Source organism: Treponema sp. OMZ 840, assembly GCF_050937815.1.
Taxonomy (GTDB): Bacteria; Spirochaetota; Spirochaetia; order Treponematales; family Treponemataceae; genus Treponema_C.
On record NZ_JACDIJ010000001.1, the window covers coordinates 302,117 to 324,352 of the forward strand.

At 44.2% G+C, this 22,236-nt stretch carries 21 protein-coding genes; 2 read left to right on the top strand and 19 right to left on the bottom strand.

The window, feature by feature from the left end; translation table 11 throughout:
• Window positions 1–44 precede the first annotated feature (44 nt).
• The 19 genes from H0R92_RS01485 to H0R92_RS01575 form a co-directional block, all read right to left on the bottom strand.
• A complete protein-coding gene (locus H0R92_RS01485; protein WP_432960445.1) occupies window positions 45–1,478 on the bottom strand; it encodes a hypothetical protein in 1,434 nt (477 codons plus the stop codon).
• Window positions 1,468–2,484 carry an ABC transporter ATP-binding protein gene (locus H0R92_RS01490; protein ID WP_432960447.1) on the bottom strand — a complete coding sequence of 339 codons (1,017 nt, stop codon included), beginning with the start codon at window positions 2,482–2,484 and terminating at the stop codon, window positions 1,468–1,470. Before H0R92_RS01490 ends, H0R92_RS01485 begins: the two co-directional genes overlap by 11 nt.
• Entirely contained in the window at window positions 2,477–3,490 is a 1,014-nt protein-coding gene (locus H0R92_RS01495) for an ABC transporter ATP-binding protein (RefSeq protein ID WP_432960450.1), read from the bottom strand. The genes H0R92_RS01490 and H0R92_RS01495 overlap by 8 nt, the downstream gene beginning before the upstream one ends.
• A 10-nt stretch (window positions 3,491–3,500) precedes the next feature.
• The gene (locus tag H0R92_RS01500; protein ID WP_432960453.1) at window positions 3,501–4,388 is read right to left on the bottom strand and encodes an ABC transporter permease; all 888 of its coding nucleotides are present in this window, start codon (window positions 4,386–4,388) and stop codon (window positions 3,501–3,503) included.
• Window position 4,389: 1 nt separating this feature from the next.
• A complete protein-coding gene (locus tag H0R92_RS01505; RefSeq protein WP_432960456.1) occupies window positions 4,390–5,343 on the bottom strand; it encodes an ABC transporter permease in 954 nt (317 codons plus the stop codon).
• Between the two features lie 121 nt (window positions 5,344–5,464).
• Window positions 5,465–7,081, bottom strand: coding sequence for an ABC transporter substrate-binding protein (locus tag H0R92_RS01510; protein WP_432960459.1), 1,617 nt, complete (start codon window positions 7,079–7,081; stop codon window positions 5,465–5,467).
• 164 nt (window positions 7,082–7,245) lie between these two features.
• Window positions 7,246–8,148, bottom strand: coding sequence for a dihydrodipicolinate synthase family protein (locus H0R92_RS01515; protein ID WP_432960461.1), 903 nt, complete (start codon window positions 8,146–8,148; stop codon window positions 7,246–7,248).
• A 25-nt stretch (window positions 8,149–8,173) separates the two neighbouring features.
• Complete coding sequence (locus H0R92_RS01520) at window positions 8,174–8,674, bottom strand: YjbQ family protein (protein WP_432960463.1); 501 nt, start codon at window positions 8,672–8,674, stop codon at window positions 8,174–8,176.
• A 1-nt stretch (window position 8,675) separates the two neighbouring features.
• Window positions 8,676–9,770: a sialidase family protein gene (locus H0R92_RS01525; protein ID WP_432960465.1), complete on the bottom strand. Its 1,095-nt coding sequence runs from the start codon at window positions 9,768–9,770 to the stop codon at window positions 8,676–8,678.
• Between the two features lie 77 nt (window positions 9,771–9,847).
• Window positions 9,848–11,233 carry an ABC transporter substrate-binding protein gene (locus tag H0R92_RS01530; protein ID WP_432960468.1) on the bottom strand — a complete coding sequence of 462 codons (1,386 nt, stop codon included), beginning with the start codon at window positions 11,231–11,233 and terminating at the stop codon, window positions 9,848–9,850.
• Between the two features lie 24 nt (window positions 11,234–11,257).
• Window positions 11,258–12,109: a carbohydrate ABC transporter permease gene (locus H0R92_RS01535; protein WP_432960471.1), complete on the bottom strand. Its 852-nt coding sequence runs from the start codon at window positions 12,107–12,109 to the stop codon at window positions 11,258–11,260.
• A gap of 9 nt (window positions 12,110–12,118) precedes the next feature.
• The gene (locus H0R92_RS01540; RefSeq protein ID WP_432960474.1) at window positions 12,119–13,033 is read right to left on the bottom strand and encodes a carbohydrate ABC transporter permease; all 915 of its coding nucleotides are present in this window, start codon (window positions 13,031–13,033) and stop codon (window positions 12,119–12,121) included.
• A gap of 44 nt (window positions 13,034–13,077) precedes the next feature.
• Window positions 13,078–13,692, bottom strand: coding sequence for an SIS domain-containing protein (locus tag H0R92_RS01545; RefSeq protein WP_432960476.1), 615 nt, complete (start codon window positions 13,690–13,692; stop codon window positions 13,078–13,080).
• 2 nt (window positions 13,693–13,694) lie between these two features.
• A complete protein-coding gene (locus tag H0R92_RS01550) occupies window positions 13,695–14,192 on the bottom strand; it encodes a secondary thiamine-phosphate synthase enzyme YjbQ (protein WP_432960479.1) in 498 nt (165 codons plus the stop codon).
• 1 nt (window position 14,193) lies between these two features.
• Entirely contained in the window at window positions 14,194–14,916 is a 723-nt protein-coding gene (locus H0R92_RS01555; protein WP_432960481.1) for a triose-phosphate isomerase, read from the bottom strand.
• Window positions 14,917–14,926: 10 nt separating this feature from the next.
• A complete protein-coding gene (locus tag H0R92_RS01560; RefSeq protein WP_432960484.1) occupies window positions 14,927–15,877 on the bottom strand; it encodes a 6-phosphogluconolactonase in 951 nt (316 codons plus the stop codon).
• Between the two features lie 86 nt (window positions 15,878–15,963).
• The gene (locus H0R92_RS01565) at window positions 15,964–17,238 is read right to left on the bottom strand and encodes a M20 family metallopeptidase (RefSeq protein ID WP_432960486.1); all 1,275 of its coding nucleotides are present in this window, start codon (window positions 17,236–17,238) and stop codon (window positions 15,964–15,966) included.
• Complete coding sequence (locus H0R92_RS01570; protein WP_432960488.1) at window positions 17,229–18,311, bottom strand: amidohydrolase family protein; 1,083 nt, start codon at window positions 18,309–18,311, stop codon at window positions 17,229–17,231. Before H0R92_RS01570 ends, H0R92_RS01565 begins: the two co-directional genes overlap by 10 nt.
• Before the next feature lie 11 nt (window positions 18,312–18,322).
• On the bottom strand, window positions 18,323–19,747 hold the full coding sequence (locus H0R92_RS01575) for a xylulokinase (RefSeq protein ID WP_432960491.1): 1,425 nt from the start codon (window positions 19,745–19,747) through the stop codon (window positions 18,323–18,325).
• Between the two features lie 202 nt (window positions 19,748–19,949).
• Here H0R92_RS01575 and H0R92_RS01580 point away from each other — a divergent pair, with 202 nt between their 5' ends.
• Together H0R92_RS01580 and H0R92_RS01585 are read left to right on the top strand one after the other, a co-directional pair.
• Window positions 19,950–20,762, top strand: coding sequence for a DeoR/GlpR family DNA-binding transcription regulator (locus tag H0R92_RS01580; RefSeq protein ID WP_432960493.1), 813 nt, complete (start codon window positions 19,950–19,952; stop codon window positions 20,760–20,762).
• A 156-nt stretch (window positions 20,763–20,918) separates the two neighbouring features.
• Window positions 20,919–22,193, top strand: a complete 1,275-nt coding sequence (locus H0R92_RS01585) for an ABC transporter substrate-binding protein (RefSeq protein ID WP_432960495.1) — start codon at window positions 20,919–20,921, stop codon at window positions 22,191–22,193.
• Window positions 22,194–22,236: the final 43 nt, after the last annotated feature.

A 22,236-nucleotide genomic window follows, 5' to 3' on the forward strand; every position in this document is an offset into this window, starting at 1 on the left:
TTCAGTCAAGGGGAAAACCGAATGAAGCGCATTATAATTTTAATTCATTGCAAGGGTTCCAAAATACCATCGGGATGTGCAAAACTGCATTGTCGTTGTTTGATAAAGGGCCGTGCGGTTGCCGAAATGCAATGTAAAATGGCCGTATTTAATTCTATTGCAATTCGTACTTGTTTACCCAAAACTTCTTTTATATCGTGATTTTTCCATGCGGGTTTAACCGATACCGAGTCGTCAAAACTGAAGGGTACACAGTCGTCCAACGAAAATCCTTTATAAAATTCCCCGTCTATATTCATAATGCCGAAGCGGGCAAAACCGCAAGAAGAACGGATATTAAAACGAAGGTCGTCTTTTATAAGTTCCATTCCTTTTGTAATAATCAACCCGCCCTTTCCTACCGATTCTATTCCGCAAAACCCGTCTTTTCGGATTCGATATACGGGATTTCCGCCGTTTATACCCCGTGCTTCACATTCTTCATGAAACACTTTGTTTTTTTCCATTATATCGTGAACAATAACCGGCCCCCAGCACATAATATAATAGCTTGTACCGTCAATGCTTTCACACATATCAATGGGAGCAAGGCCTGCACAGCCGGCTTGCGGAGGATAGGGGCGTTCAATTAAGGCTTTGCCGGTCGTATATACGTATTCTTTTCCGTCATAACTGTACACAAGTTCCGGCTCGATAAAGCCGAACATCCGCGAATAATCGATATTGTAAAGGCAGGTATTATAGCGCCACAGCATACCGTAAAAAATGCCGTCCATATACGAGGAGGTCATACTGTAATGCTGCATCCCCGTAAAACCGTCATTATATTGCGCTCCGGGCTGTAAAATAGTTCGGGCATCGCTCCAATGCACTAAATCTTTTGAAGAGCGCACCGATATTCTTCGGTCGATAAAGGCTGCACGGTGGAAAAGGTCGTATTCTTCCGTTACGGGGTTGTAGATAAGTTTATTTAAAGCATCGCTCGTTTGCGGACTGGCGACAAGTTCCGGATGCCGTTCCCAATTAATGCCGTCGGAAGAAAAAGCGATTTCCACACCTATCCGGCCGCCGTCTTTTTTATCATAATCTTTTGCTTTTACATCCATCATACCGCACAGCTTATAACGCCGCGCAGGATTTTTATCCCATTTGTCGTAAAAAACCGTGCAGCCGTGAATGCCCGAGCCGGCTTTATAGATTGTGTCCGTTCCGTCGCTGCCTAAAACGGAATTAAAATGCTGCATGTCCTCGCTTTCACACAGTTTAAGCTGACGGATACTGTCTTTTTCTTTTGAAACCAAGTCTTCATAGTATAAGCGGTACTTTTTTCTTTGCGGATCGTAAAACATTGAACCGTACGGCCCCCAAGGAGCCGTACTTACATATTCGGGCGAAAACCATCTTCGTATTGTACCGCGTCTAAAATCAATCCAATAATCGTCAAATAAGGGTAATTTTATTCTATTGTTATATGCCATGTTTTTTTTCCTTTTGAGCACCGGTATCGTATAAATGACAAGCTACCAAATGAGGCGAATCCGCGTAGGGTTTAAGCGGCGGTGCCGTTTTTTTGCAAATATCCATACAATGCGGGCATCGTTCATGAAAAGCACACCCCGAAGGCTTGGTAATAGGACTGGGAACGTCTCCTTTAAGGATAATGCGGTTTTTTTTGCGTCCGAGAACCGGTACCGGTATTGCGGAAAATAAGGATTCGGTATACGGGTGCAAAATATTCGAACACAATTCTTTAGTATCGGCCAATTCCACAATAGAACCCAGATACATAACCGCAATGCGGTCGCTCATATATTGGACCACCGATAAATCGTGTGCGATAAACACATAGGTTAAAAGCCGCTCGCGCTGTATTCGCTTCATTAAATTAAGAACTTGAGCTTGGATGGAAACATCCAAAGCCGAAACGATTTCATCGCAGACAATTACTTCCGGCCGTACTTGAAGAACGCGCGCAATACAAAGCCGCTGCCTTTGCCCGCCGGAAAATTCATGGGGATATTTATAAATATAATCAATCGGAATATTTACGCTTTTTAATACTTCTTCCATTATTTTTTCACGTTCCGATTTGTTTTTTACCCCGTGTATCAACAAGGGTTCTTCCAATGCCGTGTAAATCTTTTTCATCGGGTTTAACGCGGAGTAAGGGTCTTGAAATATCATTTGAATTCTTTTGCGGAATAAAAACAATTCTTTGCGGTTAAACGATTGTATGTTCCGATATTCTTCGCCGATCTTATACGATACGCTGCCGCCCGTTATATTTTCCAACAGCATTATCGCTTTTCCCAAAGTTGTTTTTCCGCAGCCCGATTCTCCGACAATACCCACCGTTTCTCCCCGATAAATATCAAAGGTAACGCCGTCTACCGCTTTTACATAGCCTACAATCCGCTTGGGAAAGCCCTTTGTGCGGGGAAACCATACCTTTGCATCGTTAATGCGGATAATCGTTTTATCCATTTTGTACCGCCTTAAGACATCTTACTTCATGGCTTTCGGATATGTAAATGCTCGGAATTTCGGCTTCAGTGCATGCGCTTTTGCAAAAGGGACAGCGGTCGGCAAACTCGCATCCGGGACCGAGTGTTGCGGGATCCGGAGTACTGCCCGCAATTGTCGTCAACTCCTTACCGTCATTTACACCCAAAACGGGTACGGATTTAAAAAGAGCTTGCGTATACGGATGCATGGGAGCGCTGAAAATATCCGAAACACTGCCCCTTTCGACAATTCTGCCCATATACATAACGGCAACATCGTCGGCCATTTCGGCGACAAGTCCCATATTGTGTGTAATCATAATAACGGTTTTATTGAATTCCGTTTGAAGTTTTTTCATTAACTCCATAATTTGGGCTTGAATCGTTACGTCCAAAGCCGTCGTAGGTTCGTCGGCAATGATAAGTTCGGGGTTGCATATCATTGCAATGGCAATGATGATTCTTTGTTTCATGCCTCCCGATAATTGATGCGGAAAATCGTTTATGCGCCGAACGGGATCGGGTATTCCCAGTTTTTCAAACATTTCGATTACCGCAGCCTGTGCGTCTTTTTTTTTCATTTTGGGGTTGTGTTCCAAAAGACCTTCCATAACTTGACTGCCGACTCGGTAAACCGGATTTAAAGATGCCATGGGGTCTTGAAAAATCATCGATATTTCACAGCCGCGCAATCGGCGCATCTCTTTTCCGTAGTTTGACATTAGGTCAAGCCGGTATTCTTTTTTTATATTTCCCTTTAATGAACGATAAACCGCATAATCCGACGTTATTTTTGCATTTTTAGGCATCATCCGCACAATCGAATGCAGGGTAACACTTTTTCCGCAGCCGGATTCCCCTACAAGAGCTAAGGTTTTGCCCCGTTTTGCCTGTAAGGATACGTTTTTTATAATATGAACTTCTTTACCGTCAACAAAAAAACTTGTATTAAGGTTTTTTACATCAAGAATAATATCCTCCGCCACTGTTTTCTCCCTATTGTTGTTTCGGATCCATTACATCTCTGAGTCCGTCGCCGAAAAAATTGACTGCAAGAACAAACAAACAAATCGCCGTTCCCGGAGCAATCCACACGGCGGGATTGTACAAAATAACTTTAGCGGATTTAGCCGCATTGAGCATCGTTCCCCATGTCGGCACGGACATGGGAACGCCGAAGCCCAAAAAGCTTAAACTTGCCTCCGACATAACATAACCGGGAATATTCATCGTTATTTGTACGATAACAATGGTTAATACCGAAGGAAGAATCTGATTAAACATAATTTTTACCTTGCTCATACCGAAAGCTTCGCACACTTTAACGTAGGTTTCTTCTTTTTTTGCAATATATTCTGCGCGGACAAGACGAAAAGTTCCCGTCCATCCGGTAAGGGCAAAAATAAAAATAAGATTAAACATTCCGGGTCCGATAAAAGCCATAACAACCAAAACCAAAATCAATTGCGGAATACAGCACACAATTTCTGAAATTCTGACAAATAATTTATCTATAAGCCCGCCGGAAAAGCCGCCGACTGCACCGATAATCAAACCTATACCGCTTCCCAAAAGAGAGCTGGTAACGGCTATTAACATTGAAGTGCGGCCGCCGTATAATATTCTTGTAAAAAGATCCCTGCCCATATTGTCGGTACCGAAAAAATGCTCTTTACTCGGATTTGATAATGTCGCTTTAAAATTAGGTTCAAGCGGATCATAGTTTGTAATCAGCGGGGCAAAGGCGGAACACAAAAAAAACAGCAATATGACGGCAAAACCGAATACGGCAAGTTTATTGTTAAAAAATTTTCTTATTCGTTTTTTCCAAAGTTTGGTGCCGGCTTTTTTTGCTGCGGTAAATTGAGATACGGTTTTTTCCACCCTATACCTCCAATCTGACGCGCGGATCCAATAAAGCGGTGCTCAGATCAATCAAAAAACTGATTACCAGCATTAAAACGGCGGTCATCAAAGTGGAAACCATAACGACCGGATAATCGCATGCGGTAACGGATGCGGTTAATACGGGACCTACGCCCGGCCAACTGAAAATGGTTTCTATGGCAACCGAACCGCCGACAAGCAGGGTTAATCTGAATAACAAAACGGTTACTATGGGCCTGAGGCTGTTTCGAAAAATATGTTTTGTATATACTTTCCATTCCGGCAAACCCTTGCTGCGCGCCGTTTTTACATATTCCTGATTTGCCGCATCAAGCATTGTGTTGCGCGTATAACGCATTAAATTGCCGCACATGGGAACGGTCATAGCCGTTATGGGCAATATCATATTGGGTAAACGGTTCAAAAAGCCTGCGGCACCTACCGGAAAGCGTCCCCCGCTCGGAAGCCACCCCAACTGTACCGAAAAAATTTGAATTAAAATCAAGGCAAAAAAGTATTCGGGCATGGAATTCCCGAATACGGCAAAGGCCCGGCCGACATAATCTAAAATACCGTTTTGGTAAAAAGCGGTAAGCATACCGAGTAAAATACCGAAAACAGTGGATAAAACAAAGGCCGATACGGACAATTCCAAAGAAGCAGGCCATTTGGAAATCAAACCGTCACGGATGGAAAATTTTTTTGCAATGCTGTATCCGAAATTTCCGTGCAGCATATCGTTCCACCAACGGAAATAGCGGACCATAAGCGGAGCATCCAAGCCCAGCGATTCCCGTATTTGTTGAGCCATTTGCGCATTATATGTAGTCATATCCATAGTATAAAGCACCGGATCTACACCGGTACTGTTTAATGCAACAAAGATAACAAAACTCACAATGAGAATCATACCGACAGTTAAAGCTAATTTTTTTGCAACATATTTGAGCATGTCCGTTCGCTCTCCCTGCAAAATTGAGGCGGCAGGTTTGTTTGCCCTTCCCGCCGCCTAAATTAAAGACAATCCGCGGTTATCTCAAAAGTAAGCTGCTTTTAAGATAACCCGAAAGTCCTTATTTTATTTCCCATTCTTCAAATTTATAATCGAAGAAAAACCAAAAATTTCCCAAAACGTTTTCAGGAATGCTGAGTTTCGAACTTTTCCATATTTGCTGATTGACGGTATAGACGGGAAGGAAAAATGCATTGTCCCTGTCCATTTTTTGCAGTACGGCAAGCTGCGCCGCTACCATTTTCGGCGTATACGCTTGTTCGAGTTTGGCAACTTCGTCCTTAAAAAGATCGCGGGCGGGAATCATCCAGTTCATGTTTTCGCGCAAATACATTTGATACCAACTGAGGTTATCGTATGCGGAAAGGCCGAAGTACGCAAGGTCATGTTTTCGTCCTTCAAAAACATCGCCTACGGGATTGGAAGTATATACCGCTTCGCACTTTACGCCGATTTGTCCCAAATAATATGCAATCGCATCCATAACGTCAATCGATGTTTGGTCTTTATAATAATAGTAAATCTTTAAAACATGATTAAAATCGTAACCGGCTTGCTGCAACAAAGCTTTTGCGCCCTGCGGATCATATTTGTACCAGTCGCCCGCATAGTTTTTGTCCGACGAAAGAACTCCGGTTTGCGTTAAAGACGCTTGATCGCCGTACAAGCCTTTAATGAGGGTATTCCAGTCAACCGCCATTGCAACGGCTTTTCTTGTACGCCAATCGCCGATAATATTTTTTTCCTTTCCCGCCGCATCGAAAAAGTTAAACAATAAAAAGCGGAAAAAAATCGTCGGAACGACCTTTAATTCAAAGCCGGGTGTTTTTTGCATAGTGTGATAGGTTTCCGCATCGTTTGCCATAAAAAAATCCGTAATGCCGGAACGTGCGGCAACGGAAAAATCCGAAGTAACGGTGCACACGATTTTTTTAATTTTGGGTACTTTATCTTTATAGTGAGGATTCGGTTCAAGAATATAATAACTTCCCGGCACATGTTCTTTAATGACAAACATACCGCTGTTAACCGGAATGGTATTCCAAATCGGGTCCGTTTTAAAACCGTTGTTTTCAAAGGCGCAGTTTTGATAGATATGTTTCGGCAAGGGAGCAACTTGGCACATTAAATCCACAAACGAAACATAGGGAGCGGATAATTTTATGGTCAATGTATCGCCGTTTGCCTGTATACCCTTTATCCAATCCGTTTTGCCCGTTTTGTAATCTTCAAAACCTTCTATGTATTTAAGCGCATTTGTAACATAGGCCCAGTAAATACCGTCTTTGCACATACGGCCGAGCGTCCATGTTACATCGTCCATGGTAATCGGTTTACCGTCCGACCATTTGAGATCGTTCCGAATGGTCATAACAATGGTACGTCCGTTATCCTTTATTTCCCAACTTTTCATAATTTCGGGGCCGGAAGCCTTAAGTTTGTTATCAGCCTGCAAAAGGGTTAACCACATAAGGTTGCCGGTAAGATTGGTATCCGTCCACGGATAAACAAAATCGTAACTGTTGTACGTATTTCTTTCGTTATTATACGCAAGGTGCAAAACCTGTTCCCGCCCTTCTTTTTTAGAAGCATCATCTTTAGCACCCGTTGCCGCAAGAGGCATAACGACTACGGCAAATATGGCTGCCGTCAACAAAAATAACCCGTTTTTTTTCACTTTGTCCTCCTTAAAAAGATTTCAACAATAAACTTGTTCCGACATGGCCGCAATTATAACTGCACGGCACATGCGGCTTTGTTCAAAATATGTTTCCACCTCCTTTTATAATTTCTGTTTACAAACCGGCCGCTGCCGAAAAGCCTCTTTAAACAGTCGGCATCTCAGCTCCACCGGAAACCGGCAGTTTGCAATTCTTTCATCAATGCGCCGACATCGTCTTTGTGCATCGGCTTTGAAGGGGCGGCCGCATGACCGGCGCCGAGTCCCATAAAGCTGAGCGCTTCTTTAACCGCTCCGATTGCTCCGTAAGAACTGTGGCGAATAAGTATTTCAATAATCCGGTTGGCTTTGAACTGCCATTTTTTTGCTTCTTCCATATCGCCCGCCTTATATGCATTATATATATGCACGTAATAATCCGGAATAAGATTATATGTAGTTCCTATGCCTCCGTCCGCTCCCATAATAAGACCGCATAAAAGCGTTTCGTCCGGTCCGTTAATAATGTTGATATCGCCGCCGTTCAGTTCGGATAAGCGATGCATTAAATAATAATCCGGCATAGTGTATTTTGCGCCTATAACATTGGGAATATCCATAAGCTGTTTCATCAGCGTATAGATATTCATGCCGCCGAGCATGCCGGTAGCATACACAATGATAGGCTTATCGGTATGATCCGAAATTTTTTTGTAATAGGCTATCAATTCTTCTTCCGAATAACGGAAATAAAAGTTGGGCGGCAAAGAAGACAGGCCGTCAACTCCTATACTGTTTGCATGTTCGGTCAATTCCAATACATCGGCCATATTTATTGCGCCTATGTGGTCTATAACCGCAGCTCGGCCGCGGCAAGCTTCAACGCTGACTTCGGCCATTTGTTTTCGCACTTCTTTGGTCAATACCGGCCCTTCGCCCGTACCGCCGCAAATATAAAAACCGTTTACGCCTTTAGCAAGCTGCCAGTCTATAATTGTGCGTACAGCCTCCGTATGCAGCCGTCCCTGTTCGTCCAGCGGAGTAACAAGTGCGCTCATAATACCCTTGAACAGTTTATTTTTCATATGCAGCTCCGAATCACCTATACAATCATTCGCCTATAAATGAAAATTTTACTTCACGCTTACGGGCGCGCACTTGATCCCAATCGATAAAGTACACAAAACCGAACTGTCCCAAATCCAGCTTTCCGTTTTCTATAACGAGCGTTTCCGATCTGCCGAATAATACGGAACGAAGATGACCGTCCGTGTTAAGGCTTGTCCAGGGGCCGGGTTCTCCTACGCTGTCGCCGAATTCTACATGCTCCGGACCGGGATGCCGATACTGCCCTTCGACGCGGCATGTGGGTATAAGTTTTTCCATTATGTCGCACATATCCTGCTGAAGGTATTCAAGGCCGAAATAGGTTTTATCATGGCTTTGTTCTTGGATAATCACCGAGCATGTTGTGTGATGCGAATATACGGTTACTTGACCGTTTTTTATGCCGCTGTCCGCAAGCGCTTTTTGTAATTGCTCGGTAACATTGTGGAATGTCGGATGTGCACCGGCGGATTGTACTTCGATTGTTTTTTGATACAGCTTCATTTTATTTTCCTTTACTGATTATTGTTTCGCCGATACAGGTTTTATGAGAAGCATCGGTCATATAATATACTACGGCTATTGAGCCGTCTGTGCGTTCGGCCGCAAATGTATAACCCAAATCTTCGGCTTTTCCGCATTTTCTGAGCACAAAGGTATTTTCGGAAGAAAATTCCGGCCGCATCGTATCGACTAAAAGGCCTTCAATCCCCTTAGGATCCCTTCTTTGTCCGTAGGTGCATAAAAGCTTATCGCCCATGGGGCGGACATGAATGGGGTTCGGACAGTATAAATCGGTACGGACGGGACGAACCCAATGCTTTCCCATATCGTCGGAATATGAAATATGAAGATTGTCGTAATCTCCCACCTTGTTTCGCGGCCCGACCTTATGGGTGCGCATAAGAATATAAAGCCTGTTATCGGGACTCATATAAAGGAAGGGTTCAAAAAACTGTACCCCCGCTTTTCCGGGGATAGTCCCTGCATTTTTCCACGTTTTACCCTTGTTTTCGGAGCGCATAACAACGCAGCCGGTAACTCCGCCGAAGGTACGCATACCGTATAAAGCGGCAAAAAGGGTTCCGTCGGAAGCTTCAAGCACATTGCCCCGCATAGACAAAGCGCCTTCCCTCGAAGCGTCTTTTATCGAGAAGGGACCTTCCCATGTTTCGCCGTTGTCCGTAGACCGCAGGCACAGCGTCCCTACATGAACGGCGGCCCATGTGTCGAACACTATGCGCCCGTATGCCCCGAAAGCTTTACCTAAACTCGCTTTTTTTTCTTTCGGAACAACCTTCCAACGGAAAAAAGTAAGAATAAGGGTTCCGTCGGAAAGCGTATTTACGCAAGGGTCTTGTTCGCTCATCTCATCTTCATACAAAACACGGGCTTCTCCCCACGTTTCTCCTTCGTCGTCCGAAAAGCGCATCATAATCCGGGCGGTAGGATCAACGTGCGTTACCTTTTTATACTCGCTCAGCCTGTCAACAGCCTGCCGATACACCAATAAAAACCTTCCGTTTTTTAACTTTGTAATACTCGGGAAGGCAAGATATTTTCCGTCTTCCTGTACGATGATTTTTTGTGAAAAGCGCATAGTACGTCCTTTGTTGCAATTACAGTGCGGGCTGCCTTAAAAGTACCTTTTTCGGCAGCCCGAATGCAATCAAAACCTTATTTTTTTGCCTTTTTTTGAGCGTCAAGCTCCGCTTGAAGGCGTTTTTGCATAGAAGCGATTGTTTTTTCTATATCCTGCTCGCCGTTATAATACAGTTCGCGTTCTTGACCGTATATTTCGCTCGCTTGAGCAAGACCTTCGGGATTTGCCCGCGCATCGGTTTTATAATATGCGGTTATAGGCTGCGTCCAGCCGCCCATTACCGTTTTTACAAAGTCGGCATCATAAGCGGTCATCGTATGAAGCGTTCCGTCCTTTGCCTTATAGGTTACGAATTTTTTCATAAAAACATTCAAATCTTCGTGGCGGTACGACGAAAGGGTTCCGAGCTTGGGCCATACTTCGGTAATCATAAACATAGCCAACAAAGCGCCGCCTTTGGGATTTTTTGCCGTTGTAGGAACGGCAAAATACCAGTCAAGTTCGGTAGAGTTCAAATTGTTGGGAACCTTTGCACTCGGGCGCGGAATATTGACAACACCGATTCTAAAGTTCATAAGATTTTGTCCGTCGGCGGATCCGAATTTGGCATTCATCATCCATGTTGCCGACCACCAGTTTGAAAGAAGCATTGCGGCTTGTCCTTTGGAAAAGGGCATACGACTTCCGATTTTTTCGGTTTTAAATGTGGAAAGCTGAATTGCCGATTTATCGACTTTTTGCATTCTGTACCACATTTCCAAAGCATCTTTAAGCCTTTGGTCGGTCATATTCGCTTTGTAAACGTCGCCGTTTGCAAAGGGTGTCCAGCCGGCCATTTTAGCCGGAAGGGTTTCGATATCGTAGCCCCATGTAAGGTGTACGTTTGCTCCGTACACGCCGTTTTTTGTCAGTTTTTTTGCAATTTGTTCGAATTCTGCCCATGTCCAATCGTTGGTCGGATACGGAATGCCTGCCGCATCAAACATATCTTTGTTGTAAAAAACGTAAAAACCGCCCTTTGTATACGGAAGACCGTAGAGCTTTTTATCGATATAGGATGCTCTGATACCCGTACCGAAGGCATCTTCAAGATCGTAGCCTGCATCGGTTAAATATTTTTCAATAGGCACATACAAGCCTTCTTTTGCACGCGGAACATAATCGCTTGAGGACATCGAAAGACACATATCGTAGCGCTCTCCTGCGGCAAGGGCGGTATCAAGCCGAACCAAGTAATCGGTACTGCCCAAATCGACATATTCGACTTCGTACTGGGGATATTTGGCTTCAAAATCGGCCTTTATAATATCCGCTTTTCCTTCGTCAAGATAGCCGTATGCAGCCCAAATGACTTTTTCTTTTCCCGCAGGGGCGGCTTCACCTTTGCCGCCGGCAAAAACCGATACGGTTAATACCAGCACGGCACATACAAGCGCCGACACAACTTTGAAACGTTTCATCGTTTTCTCCTTGATTAAAATATTTTATCCCTTCAAACCCGTTGAAGAAATATCCTCAATAATAAAACGCTGCAAAAAAATAAAGCAGGTTATAACCGGCAGCGACATGGAAACAGCCGCGGCAAGCATTGCCGTATAATTCGTATCATACTCGTTTGTATAAAACTTAACGGCAAGCGGGAGCGTATATTTTGCAACGCTTCGTATATAAATAAGCGGTCCGTCATAATAATTCCATGCGGCAACAAAGTATAAAAACAAAAGCATAGAAACTGCAGCTTGTGCAAGCGGCAATGCGACCGTCCAAAACATTTTCCACTGCCCGGCGCCGTCTATTTTTGCGCTGTCCAGTAAATCATTGGGAACCTTAACGAAGTATTGGCGCATTAAAAAAGTACCGAAGGGCTGCCCGAGAAAAAAGGGAAACCACAGTGCGATATGGGTATCCAAAAGGCCGAGCCATTTGAAAATCATAAAATTGGGCAGCATCGTAATTTGGGCGGGCAGCATCATCGTCGCCAATTTAAGCATAAAGAATTTATCGCGCCCTTTAAAATTGATTTTTGCATACGCATAACCGCCCATAGTGCATGAAAAAAAAGTGCCGCACAAGGCTAAAACGGTTACTTTTACGGAATTAAAGAAAAACCGCAAAAAATCGGAATTTTCCAGCCATACTTTTCTATAACCGGAAAAATCGGGCGGAACGGGAATCCATTTGATGGGGAAATCGAACATACTTACCGAATCTTTAAAAGAACTGGATATCATCCACAAATACGGAACAAGCATGGTTACGGTAAAACAAAACATAAAAAGGGTAAGCACGTTTTTTGTTATAAACCGCCGCGTTTCGTAGGATTGTATTTTTTTCATCTTTTTCTCCTAAAAATCCCGCTTTTTTTCAACACGGAAACGTAAAATCGTAAACAGCATAATAAAGGCAAGCAATACCCAAGCTATTGCCGATGCGTATCCCATCCTGTTTTTTTTGAATGCGGCATAGTAAATATAAAAACCTATCGTATAAGTGGAGATTCCCGGTCCGCCTTCGGTCATAATTTGAATAAGCGACCAATCGTTAAACACCGAAATTATCGACATAATCGTAAGCATAAAGGTTGTCGGCGATAAAAGCGGAACGGTGATTCTAAAAAATTGCTGCACGGAAGAAGCGCCTTCCACTTCGGCGGCTTCATACAGTTGTTTCGGAATGGATTGTAAAGCCGCAAGATACAAAAGCGAATAATAGCCGACTTGTTTCCAAATCATAAGAAAACCGATTGTAGGTTTTGCCCAAAAGGTGCTGGCAAGCCATTGGGGCGGATCGGCGACTCCCAAAGAGCGAAGCAAATTATTTACGGGCCCAAGCCGCGGATTAAACATTGTAAACCATACAACCGAAATCGCAACCGTACTCGTAATGTTCGGTAAATACAAAATCGTTCTGAACGTTCTTTTAAAGAAAATCTTATCGTTTATAAGAAAGCCCAAAAGCATGGCAATAAAAATCGTAATCGGAATGACAAGTAAAAACTGTATATTATTAAGTATGGACGCATGAAACCATTTGTCGGTAAATAATTCCATAAAGTTCGATAAACCGAGAAACTTTATATTGGAGAATTTTTTAATCATACTCCAATCGGTTAAACTCATAACAAAAGAAAACGAAACCGAAAACGCGGTAAAAATAACAAACCCGGCAAGGTTGGGCAAGATAAATAAAAATCCGGCGAGGTTTTCTCTAAGCTGCATTTTATTCATACGTTTCTTTTTTATACTTTTTGTCGCTTCCATCGTTTTATCAATTCTCCGTTTATAAAATTACTTTATTTTATACCCTAAACCCTTTTATCCGCAAGTCTTTTTCCGACCGCTCCGCCCGGATGATTGAGGGCAAAATTCTTATTTGCAAAATCGCTCAATTCGATTATTGCGGCCTGAATGACGTCGAATATAACGCACTGTACCGTAAAGCTCGCCGTTCCCTGACAATTATATTTATCGGTTTCTTTTTCGACCGAAAACGGAATAACGATATCGGCATTTCGGGCAAGCGTGCTTTCGGTGTTTTCCGTTAATGTAATTATACTCACTTTTTTCGTTTTGCATATATCCAAAAGCGGAAGAAGTTCGTTTGTCATGCCGCCGCGGGAATTTAAAAGCATAACATCGCCCTTTTGCAAAAAACCCATTGCTCCGTGATTCGCTTCGGACGGAGAAAGAAAGCGGGCGCTCCGGTCGATACAGCACATAAGATGCACAAAGTGGCGGCAGGCAATTCCCGAATGTCCGCAACCGCTTGCACCGATACGCGGCGCATTCATCAACATTTTTGCGGCACGGATAATAAGGCCGGGTTTTATAATGCTTTTTTCATGCATAACGGCAGCCGCTTCAATTTCAAAGGCACAGCGAATCCTTTCGAGAGCCGCTTTTTCGACATCTGCTTTCATATTTATTTTTCCCCTAAAACCGTAACCTGTACGGTACGTTTTCTTGCACGGGTTTGATCGAAGTCTATAAAATAAATCTTACCGAAATCGCCTAAGTCCGGCGAACCGTCTATTAAAGCAACGGATTCGCTTCTGCCTATAAGCGCCGAACGAAGGTGTGCATCCGTATTATGACAGCCGCGCGCATCTTCGCCGTGTTTAAGGGCAAAATCCAGCGCTTTTTGCTGCGGGTGCAAATACATTCCTTCACGTTTGCACACGGGAATAATCGTATCGAATATATCGACAAAATCCTGCTGCAGCGTTTGCAGTCCGGTCATAGACATATCGAATGCGTCTTCTTGAATGACGATACTGCATGTAGTGTGATGAGAATACACCGACACAATACCTTCTTTTATGCCCGACCGCCGTACAACAGCACGGATTTCTTCGGTTACGTCGTGAAAAGTACAGATTTTATCGTTTGATTGCAGCGTAAGCGCTTCTCGGTATACCATTTTATTTTTTCTCCTTACAACAAGCGGACTTCAAATCGTCGGCGGCACGGCGCACGGCGGCAATCATATCGACAGCCGTTTTTACGGGGTCGGCGGCATTTACAATTCCGGACGCGGCGCCCGCCGCATCGCTTCCGGCCATAATAAAATCGTATACTTGCTGCGCTTTTGTGATACCGGCTGCCTGTTCCACCAATATGTCGGCATACACCGCTTTTATTTGCCGTACGGTTTCGCGTACATAATCCAAACTGCTTACCTGACCGCTGCCGCCGCCTATAAACTCGGAGGGTTCGGGGTTTAAAATATCCGGGTGAAGCTGGGCAACGGCCTTTGCCTCGGCAATCGTATCCGCACAAGCGAATACTAAAAAATCAAGTTCGGCCGCACGTTCAATCGTTTGTTTAATTTGCGGTATCGACATGGGTTTTTCGCAGTGATTTACGATAACGCCGCGCGCCCCGGCATCTTTAAGGCCTTCGGGCAGTATGTCCGCCATACCGCGCCCCGGACGCAAAACGTCCATATAGGGCGCAAGAATTACCAAGCGTTCGGTACGTTCGGCTACGTGGCGGATTTCGGTTGCGGGGCAGGTAAAAAGCACGTCTATGTCATAATCCTGCGCAGCCTTATCCGCTGCAAGGGCAAGCTCAAGCACTTTATCTCCCCAAATATAATTTTTAGTACCGATTTCAAAAAAGGGAGTTTTTATTACAGGTTTCATAGATACTCCATTATGCCCTATAAACGTCTTGGCCGTACTGCCAATAGGTAATCGGCTTTGCAAGCACTTCGCTTACATAACAGGTGCCCGGAAACAGCTGAATAATTGACGAGGGGCATTGCATAGATACCGGACCGTATAATGTTAAGCGGGAAATCATACGCTGCCACGAATCACCGCCGATAAAGGTAATACTGTGCATATCGAAATGGTCGCGGGCATTGGCAATGTCTCTGGGGCCGATAGTAGCCGCACGCGGAGGCACGGCATACACGTCGCCCGAAGCGCCCATAGGAGCAAAGAGGGAATTTTCGGCAATAGTAAGCGGATGCTGGGTTACAAGGCGCGAACCGAGTGTTAAAAATTCTTCAAGGGAATCGGCGGCGAACTCTTTTGTCTGCGGATCTATAAAAGCAATGTGTCCGGGCCAGCCCGTTGCCGAATAACATACGTCTGCCCCTCCTTCTCCGACATCTTCAATTATTTTTGAATAATCGTTTACGTTTTCGTTTGTAAAAACATGCCAATGATCTACGCTCGGACGCAAATCTTCTCTTATATTGCCGTAAAAATGCGTTCTAAAAGAATAACCGAGTCCCGCTCCGTATGTAAGAGGGGCGACGTTTCCGTCTTCGTCGGCCCATTCGTCCATAGCGAAAGCGTCTACATTCCTACAGCTTACATTATGCTGATTGCATAAAAAAGCGATGGTTTTATACGCTTCGGGCCACTGGTTGGGAAAAATCATCGTCAAATGTGTATCTTCTTCATCGCTTTTTTTAATGCGTTCAAAACAATCGACAATAAACAAATAAGTGGGATTGGGAACAACCTTTACGGAAAAACCGTGTTCGTTCGTATATTCCATATCGTCGCGCTTGATATTCCGGCATTTTTCAAGCACCTGTGCATCATGCATAGGTAAAAAATCGGCCGGTTTAAATGAAAATTCTTTACTCATTCCATTCTCCTTAAGTTTTTATATTACGGGCTGTGTAAAAACGACAGGGTTTTATGCCGCTCCCGTTTTTATATTCGCCCCGTTTTTTAAGACCGCCCACTTGCGCGGCAATGTCTGACAATAAATAAAAGCAATGCCTTTGCTTCCCATACCAATTGTTCGCATTCCACATATTCATCCGCTTGATGCGCGCCGCCGTACACGGAAAAGTCTCTGAATATGCCGAAATTAAAGCTGCTTTCGGAACCCGCCGCCAAAAACACCGAAAGGTCGGAAAGGCAGGCACCGGTTTGACGCACTTTTTTCCCCGACACCTGTTCGGCCGCACGGTGAAGTTCGGCGATGGCTCCGTAAGTATCTTTACTCGGTGCATAGTTAAAAAAACGGGATGTTCGTGTAAAATCAGCCAAATGAAGGTCTTTTTTTTCCAAAACCCTGCGTATTTTTTCAAGAGCGGCGTTTAGCTGAGATTCGACTTCTTTTTGTTCTTTATCGGTATATATGACAAAAGAAAGCTCTCCGGAACCCGCGCCCACATGCCCCTTTCCCGTCTGCATACCGATAAAGCGGAAAGCCGAACCTTCCATATCGGTACCGCGGTATAAAGGATTTTCGTGCAGTTCACGGCGGCGCGCGGCGGCGAATTCTTTTAAGCCTTCTTTTACAATGTACAAACCGTCAAACACCTTTTCGGCATTATCGGTCGGATACTCAAGCGAAATTTTAAGCATATACACACAGCCGCCCAAACCGGCAGTCCATATTTCGTAATTTCCGCCGTCCAAATTGACATAGGTTTCGGCAGGATATTTTAAACAAGCTGCAAGAGCGCCGTCGCCGCCGCCGTCTTCTTCGTCTACATACGAAGTAAAGGCAAGAGGTTTATCGATTTGTATTCCCAAATCCTGAAGGGCTTGAAACGCAAACATACTTACGGCAATACCGCATTTATCGTCTCCTGCTCCGCGGCCGAACAATTTTCCGTCTTTTATTATACCGCCGAGAGGATCGACGCTCCATAAATCGGTATCTCCGATTAAAACGGTATCCATATGGGCGGCAAGCATAACGCCCTTCCCTTTTTTATATGTACAGGTAATATTCGGCCGCTTATCCGTTCCGCGGCCGGCAAGATATTCGGGATGATTTTTTATGCCGGAAACGGAATCGGGACAGTACATTTCATATTCGAATCCCCTGCCTTCGCACCATTTTCGTATATATTCCTGACCTTCGGCTTCATTGCAGTGTGTCCTGTGATTTTCCGTATTGATTTTGATCAAGCGGGAAAGCAAATCGAACAGTTCTTCTTTATGCTCATCCGCATAGCGCAAAACGGCTTTTTCTTCTGCTATTCCCATTTATGTTTTTCCCCGTATATATCCGTTGAAGCGCCGTCTATCAATTCTTTGGCGTTCCCGTAAAACACACGTGCAACGTCGTCGGCGGAAAGTCCTACGTTTTGCGCCGCTTTTTTAAAAGCCAAGATTTCTTCATACATAAAGTATGTCAGCTTTTCGCCTTCGGCAGGAGAAACTTCCCGTAAATGCGGATCCAAACTCGGATCTCCGTACAAACCCGGAGGCACCAAATTTATATAGGTACCGTTTTCTTCAATGCGGTGCATTCTCATGCGAAGTACCGGCAAATCGCTTCCGAACATTACGCGCTTGGGGCCTACGGCTTCAAGCAGTTTGGTCATAACATGTTCGTTTGTATTTGCGGTAAACTCGAACATAAGATCCTCGGCTTCGGCAAGGCGTTCGAAGGCATCGCCTACATCGTCTTTGCAATAAGCGCGGCCTATATGAGCTATCATAAGCCGTATGCGGGGAAACTCGCGCTTAATTTCAAGGATTTGCGCTATGTTTACCGGGTCTTTTAATCGTCCGGAACGCGGAATATGAAGCATCATAAGCGCGCCCATTTCATTCAGTTTTTTAAGCTGATGTTTGGGGAAAAAGTCGAATATGCGAATTTCGTTTTGCGGAATATATTCGGGCGCAAGATCAAGATACGATTTTAAGCCGTAAAAATGCCCTTCGGTAATTTTCCGTTCGACTTCTTCTGCGCTTTGTTCGGGCATTGAATAATAGAGTGCCGGATACCCGGTTTTTTCGACACATTCGCGGCAATAGGTATTGCAGGCGTCGGCCGTATCGCGCTTTGTACTGGCAAAAAATAAGGGCGTTACCCGTTTACCGGGAAAAAACAAGCGGTAACTTTCCTGCAAATCTTCAATACTGTTGTCTTTTGCAATCAAATATGGCCACATAACGGTACGCACGGGATCTTTCGGATTCGGTTTTCCCACACTCGAAAGATGATAGAGCCATACGTGGCAATGAATGTCTATCATTTTATCCGGAAGAAAATCTTTAAGCTCTTCTTCGTATATGCGGCGGTCTACATCTTTTATTTCAAATAAACTCATAAATACTCCTTTTATTGTATTTTTCCATACTGTTCCAAGAGTTTTTCAAACGGCTCTTTGTCTTTTTCCGGAATCAAAACATCGTATTCGGGATGCAGTTTTTTACAGCCCTCTTCTACGGAAGCGAAGATTCCGCAGCCTGCTCCGGCAAGTACGGCGGCTCCCAAAGCGGGAAGATCCGGCGTTGACGAAACGGACAAGGGACAGCCCAACACATTACAGGTAAGGCGGCTCCAAAAACGGCTGTTCGCAGCGCCTCCTGAAAACACGACCTCCCGTATATCGCCGGCTCCGCTAAACGAACGGAAAAGCTGCAGCAATCGAACGGATACTCCTTCCATCACAGCCTGCGCCATATCAAAGCGGTCGTGTCCCAAATGCATACCCCTAAACTCGACGGCCGAAGAAGCACCCGATGCGCTTTGAGGATAAAAACACAAGCCCGAACTTCCGCAGGGCCGCGCTTCGGCTTCGCTATCAATTTCTTTATAAGAAAGTCCTGAAAGCACATTTTCTTTAAGCCACGAAAGACATATACCGCCGTTCGAAAGCGAGGCAAGAAAACCCCACGGTGAACCGGCAGCCGAACGCGATTGGGCAAAACCCGTTTCAAAACGCGGTTTATCCGACAACGCACAAATAACCCATGCGGTTCCCGTTCCTATAAGAGCGGTTCCTTCGCGGACAATCCCCGCACCGCTCATAGCCGCATATTGGTCATGCGCTCCGCTAACGACGCATACGTTTTCAGGCAAGCCGAGTTCACGGGCGGCATCTTTTTTTAACCGGCCGACGTTTTGTCCCGACGGAACAAGGGTACTCAAGTTTTTTTCGCCTATTCCGAGCCACTCAAGCATATCGGCATCATAAACTTCCCGTTCGATATCGGCCAGTTGATTTATACCTGCGTTTGAAAAATCTATAAGCGCTTGACCGGTAAGCCGCATTGTTACATAATCGGCAACCGAAAAAAACTTTGCGGCTTTGCAAAACAACTCGGGCCGTTCGTCTTTTAAGCGCTTAATTTGGAATGCCGGAAGACCGTTGCCGGCCTGCCAGCCGCTCATGCGGTACATACGTTCTTTTCCGAATGAGCGTTCATATTGCATACGCTGCGCCGCACAGCGGGTATCGCTCCATACGAGGGCGGGTGCAATAGGTTCCATAAAGCCGTCAAGGGCAACGAGTGTTCCGCCCTGCGTTGAAAGCGACAAGGCGGCAATACCGGAAGCCGTTCCTTGAACATCGCATGCGCTGCGTACCGTTTTTACCAAAGCGTTCCACCAGTCATTCGGGCTTTGCTCGCAGGCATGTAAAGAAGGACGCATAGTCGGATATTCGGCATACGAACGCCCCAAACAATTGCCGTCCGGAGAAAAAACCATAGCTTTTACGCCGGTCGTTCCGATGTCGATACCTAAAAGATAATCGCCCATAGGCGCAATGTCCTCCTTTTGATTTTAATTATAAGGGTGAAGACTTTTACTGTCAATAAAAATGATTGAATAAATCATATTTTTTTTGAATAAATCAATTTTAGTGAAAAAAATATATAAAATAAGCTTTTTATTTAAAAGTCAATCATTATTTACACACTTTTTGATTGACTTCACGCAAAAAATGCCGTATAGTTTTAGTATGCGGCAAAACATAAAAAACGCTTCCGTCAGTAAATACGAACGGCGCGAACAAATGCTTATGGAACACCTCCGGCAAACCAACCGCGTTACAACCCAAGAAGCGGTAAAACTGCTCGATATTTCCGAGGCTACGGCACGAAGGTTTTTTTCTTCGCTTGAAATGCAGGGCAAAGTTATACGCGATTACGGCGGCATACGTTTAGCCGCGCGCAAAAATCACTATTATTTCGATTTACTGGAAAAAGTCGATACCGAAGAAAAAAAACGTATCGGAAAATATGCGGCGTCCCTTATAGAAAAGGGCGACACCGTTTACCTTGACTGCGGCACCACCCTTTTATATATGGCTATAGCTTTAACGGAGCGCATTAAGCACGAAGATTTACTTCCTTTAAATATTATCACCAATTCCATGGCAAACATTCAAATTCTTTCCGAAGCACCGTCATACAAGGTTATTCTTACCGGCGGCGTATACAATCCGAACCGCAGAGATTTTTCGGGAGCTTTAACCGAAAGATATATAAGCGATTTCCACTTTACAAAAACATTTTTCGGCTGCGACGGCATATCGCTCGATATGGGCTTTACGTCAAATGAAATGGAAATATCCCGATTGAACGCCTGTGTGCTTGCGTGTTCGGATCACGCTTATGTGTTATCGGCTTCTTCAAAATTCGAAAAAAAATCTTTTATTTCTTATGCGGAATTACATCAAATCGATGAACTTATTACCGGCAAAAAGCCCAACCGCACTATTCTCGGTGCGCTCAAAAGCAAGGGGCTGAAAATACATGTAACCGAAGAATAACAAACATGCACAAACCGCATATTAAATATGATTGAAATAATCAAAAAAAATAAAATTCATTATTGAAACAACCATATTTTGATTGACAGTTCAATATAATGGACTTATACTTTTCTTTAAGAATATCACAGATCTCTTAATTGAAGGAGGAAAGCAATGAAAACAGGAACAAAAAAAACAGTTTCAATTTTATTAGCCGTATTACTTTCAATTGTTTGCATCTACGCGAACGGCAAAAGTGAATCTCCGAAAGAAGTTGTAACCATTGAAGCTGCCTTAGGCATGGGAGAATGGCTTGACGGCTGGGAAGTTTTGGAAAAAAGATTTGAAGCCGCCTATCCTTGGATAAACGTTGAAGCTGTGGGAGTCGGCGAATTGACCGACGATTTTATCAGTGCCCGATTGGCTGCCAACGATTTACCCGATTTACTGCAAGTAAATAACAACACGCTGACCAGAGATATGATAGACGAAGGTCTTTTAGCGGATTTAAGCCGGTTTGAAGCGGCAGCGCATATTCCCGAAAGTTATAAAGATGCATTTACATACAAGGGAATACTGTTCGGTTTTACTCAAGGAGCCGCATTCAGCACCTTATACATAAACATGAATGTGCTGCGAAAAGCCGGATGGAATAAAGTTCCTGCCAATTGGAACGAATTTGTCGACTGCTGTAACGACATTAAAAATAAAACAAAGGCGGCACCCTTAGTTGTCGGCGGAAAAAATCCGACCACCTGCTGGATGCTTTTTGAAAGTATTGTCGCAAACGCATGCGGAGATGAAATCGGTTTCGGTACATATGAAAAACAAATGTTAAACGGTACGTTTGATTTTACCAAATATCCGAAAATTCAAAAGATGCTATTTGAAGTATCGCAGTTTTTATTAAAAGGTTCGGCAAGTTTAATCGATGACGATGTTGTAGCCGCTCTTAATGACGGTACTGCGGCGATGGCGTTAGCCGGTAACTGGACGGCCGGAGCTATTTTTTCGGGAAACCAAGACATTGTATGCGCATTGCCGCCCTTTAATGCCCCAAGCGGCAAATCATGGATTACCGTTTCGCCTGAAACGGGATACGGTTTATCGGCACAAAAAGAAAAAAACCAAAAAGTTATAGAAGCAAGAAACATTTTTTTCGAATGGCTGTTCAAACCGGAAAATTTTGCATTGAATCAAAATTATCGGGGCACAGTGCCCGTTTTGCAAAGTTTAACCCCCGATTTAATTAAATTACCCGAACAAATTGCAAAAATCGTTCCTGAAATGAACAAAGCAAATTATGTGACAATGGGTTTCAATCTATGGACACCGCAGTTTGCAGATACGGCTTGCACGGCGCTTAGAGATGTGTATGCCGGAAATATGAAGGCTGAAGATGCTTTAACAAAAATGTCCAAAACGTTAAAAGAAAGCCATGTGAAGTAGTATAATCGCTCGGCCGTTTTGAATATTCAATACGGCCGGACGT

Coding starts and splice junctions, on each gene's coding strand:
- H0R92_RS01570 (WP_432960488.1), bottom strand. CDS start 18,311: ATGAGTTTATTTGAAATAAAAGATGTAGACCGCCGCATATACGAAGAA.
- H0R92_RS01535 (WP_432960471.1), bottom strand. CDS start 12,109: ATGAAAAAAATACAATCCTACGAAACGCGGCGGTTTATAACAAAAAAC.
- H0R92_RS01485 (WP_432960445.1), bottom strand. CDS start 1,478: ATGGCATATAACAATAGAATAAAATTACCCTTATTTGACGATTATTGG.
- H0R92_RS01545 (WP_432960476.1), bottom strand. CDS start 13,692: ATGAAAGCAGATGTCGAAAAAGCGGCTCTCGAAAGGATTCGCTGTGCC.
- H0R92_RS01560 (WP_432960484.1), bottom strand. CDS start 15,877: ATGAGTAAAGAATTTTCATTTAAACCGGCCGATTTTTTACCTATGCAT.
- H0R92_RS01575 (WP_432960491.1), bottom strand. CDS start 19,747: ATGGGCGATTATCTTTTAGGTATCGACATCGGAACGACCGGCGTAAAA.
- H0R92_RS01490 (WP_432960447.1), bottom strand. CDS start 2,484: ATGGATAAAACGATTATCCGCATTAACGATGCAAAGGTATGGTTTCCC.
- H0R92_RS01580 (WP_432960493.1), top strand. CDS start 19,950: ATGCGGCAAAACATAAAAAACGCTTCCGTCAGTAAATACGAACGGCGC.
- H0R92_RS01565 (WP_432960486.1), bottom strand. CDS start 17,238: ATGGGAATAGCAGAAGAAAAAGCCGTTTTGCGCTATGCGGATGAGCAT.
- H0R92_RS01585 (WP_432960495.1), top strand. CDS start 20,919: ATGAAAACAGGAACAAAAAAAACAGTTTCAATTTTATTAGCCGTATTA.
- H0R92_RS01515 (WP_432960461.1), bottom strand. CDS start 8,148: ATGAAAAATAAACTGTTCAAGGGTATTATGAGCGCACTTGTTACTCCG.
- H0R92_RS01520 (WP_432960463.1), bottom strand. CDS start 8,674: ATGAAGCTGTATCAAAAAACAATCGAAGTACAATCCGCCGGTGCACAT.
- H0R92_RS01530 (WP_432960468.1), bottom strand. CDS start 11,233: ATGAAACGTTTCAAAGTTGTGTCGGCGCTTGTATGTGCCGTGCTGGTA.
- H0R92_RS01555 (WP_432960481.1), bottom strand. CDS start 14,916: ATGAAACCTGTAATAAAAACTCCCTTTTTTGAAATCGGTACTAAAAAT.
- H0R92_RS01540 (WP_432960474.1), bottom strand. CDS start 13,033: ATGGAAGCGACAAAAAGTATAAAAAAGAAACGTATGAATAAAATGCAG.
- H0R92_RS01525 (WP_432960465.1), bottom strand. CDS start 9,770: ATGCGCTTTTCACAAAAAATCATCGTACAGGAAGACGGAAAATATCTT.
- H0R92_RS01505 (WP_432960456.1), bottom strand. CDS start 5,343: ATGCTCAAATATGTTGCAAAAAAATTAGCTTTAACTGTCGGTATGATT.
- H0R92_RS01550 (WP_432960479.1), bottom strand. CDS start 14,192: ATGGTATACCGAGAAGCGCTTACGCTGCAATCAAACGATAAAATCTGT.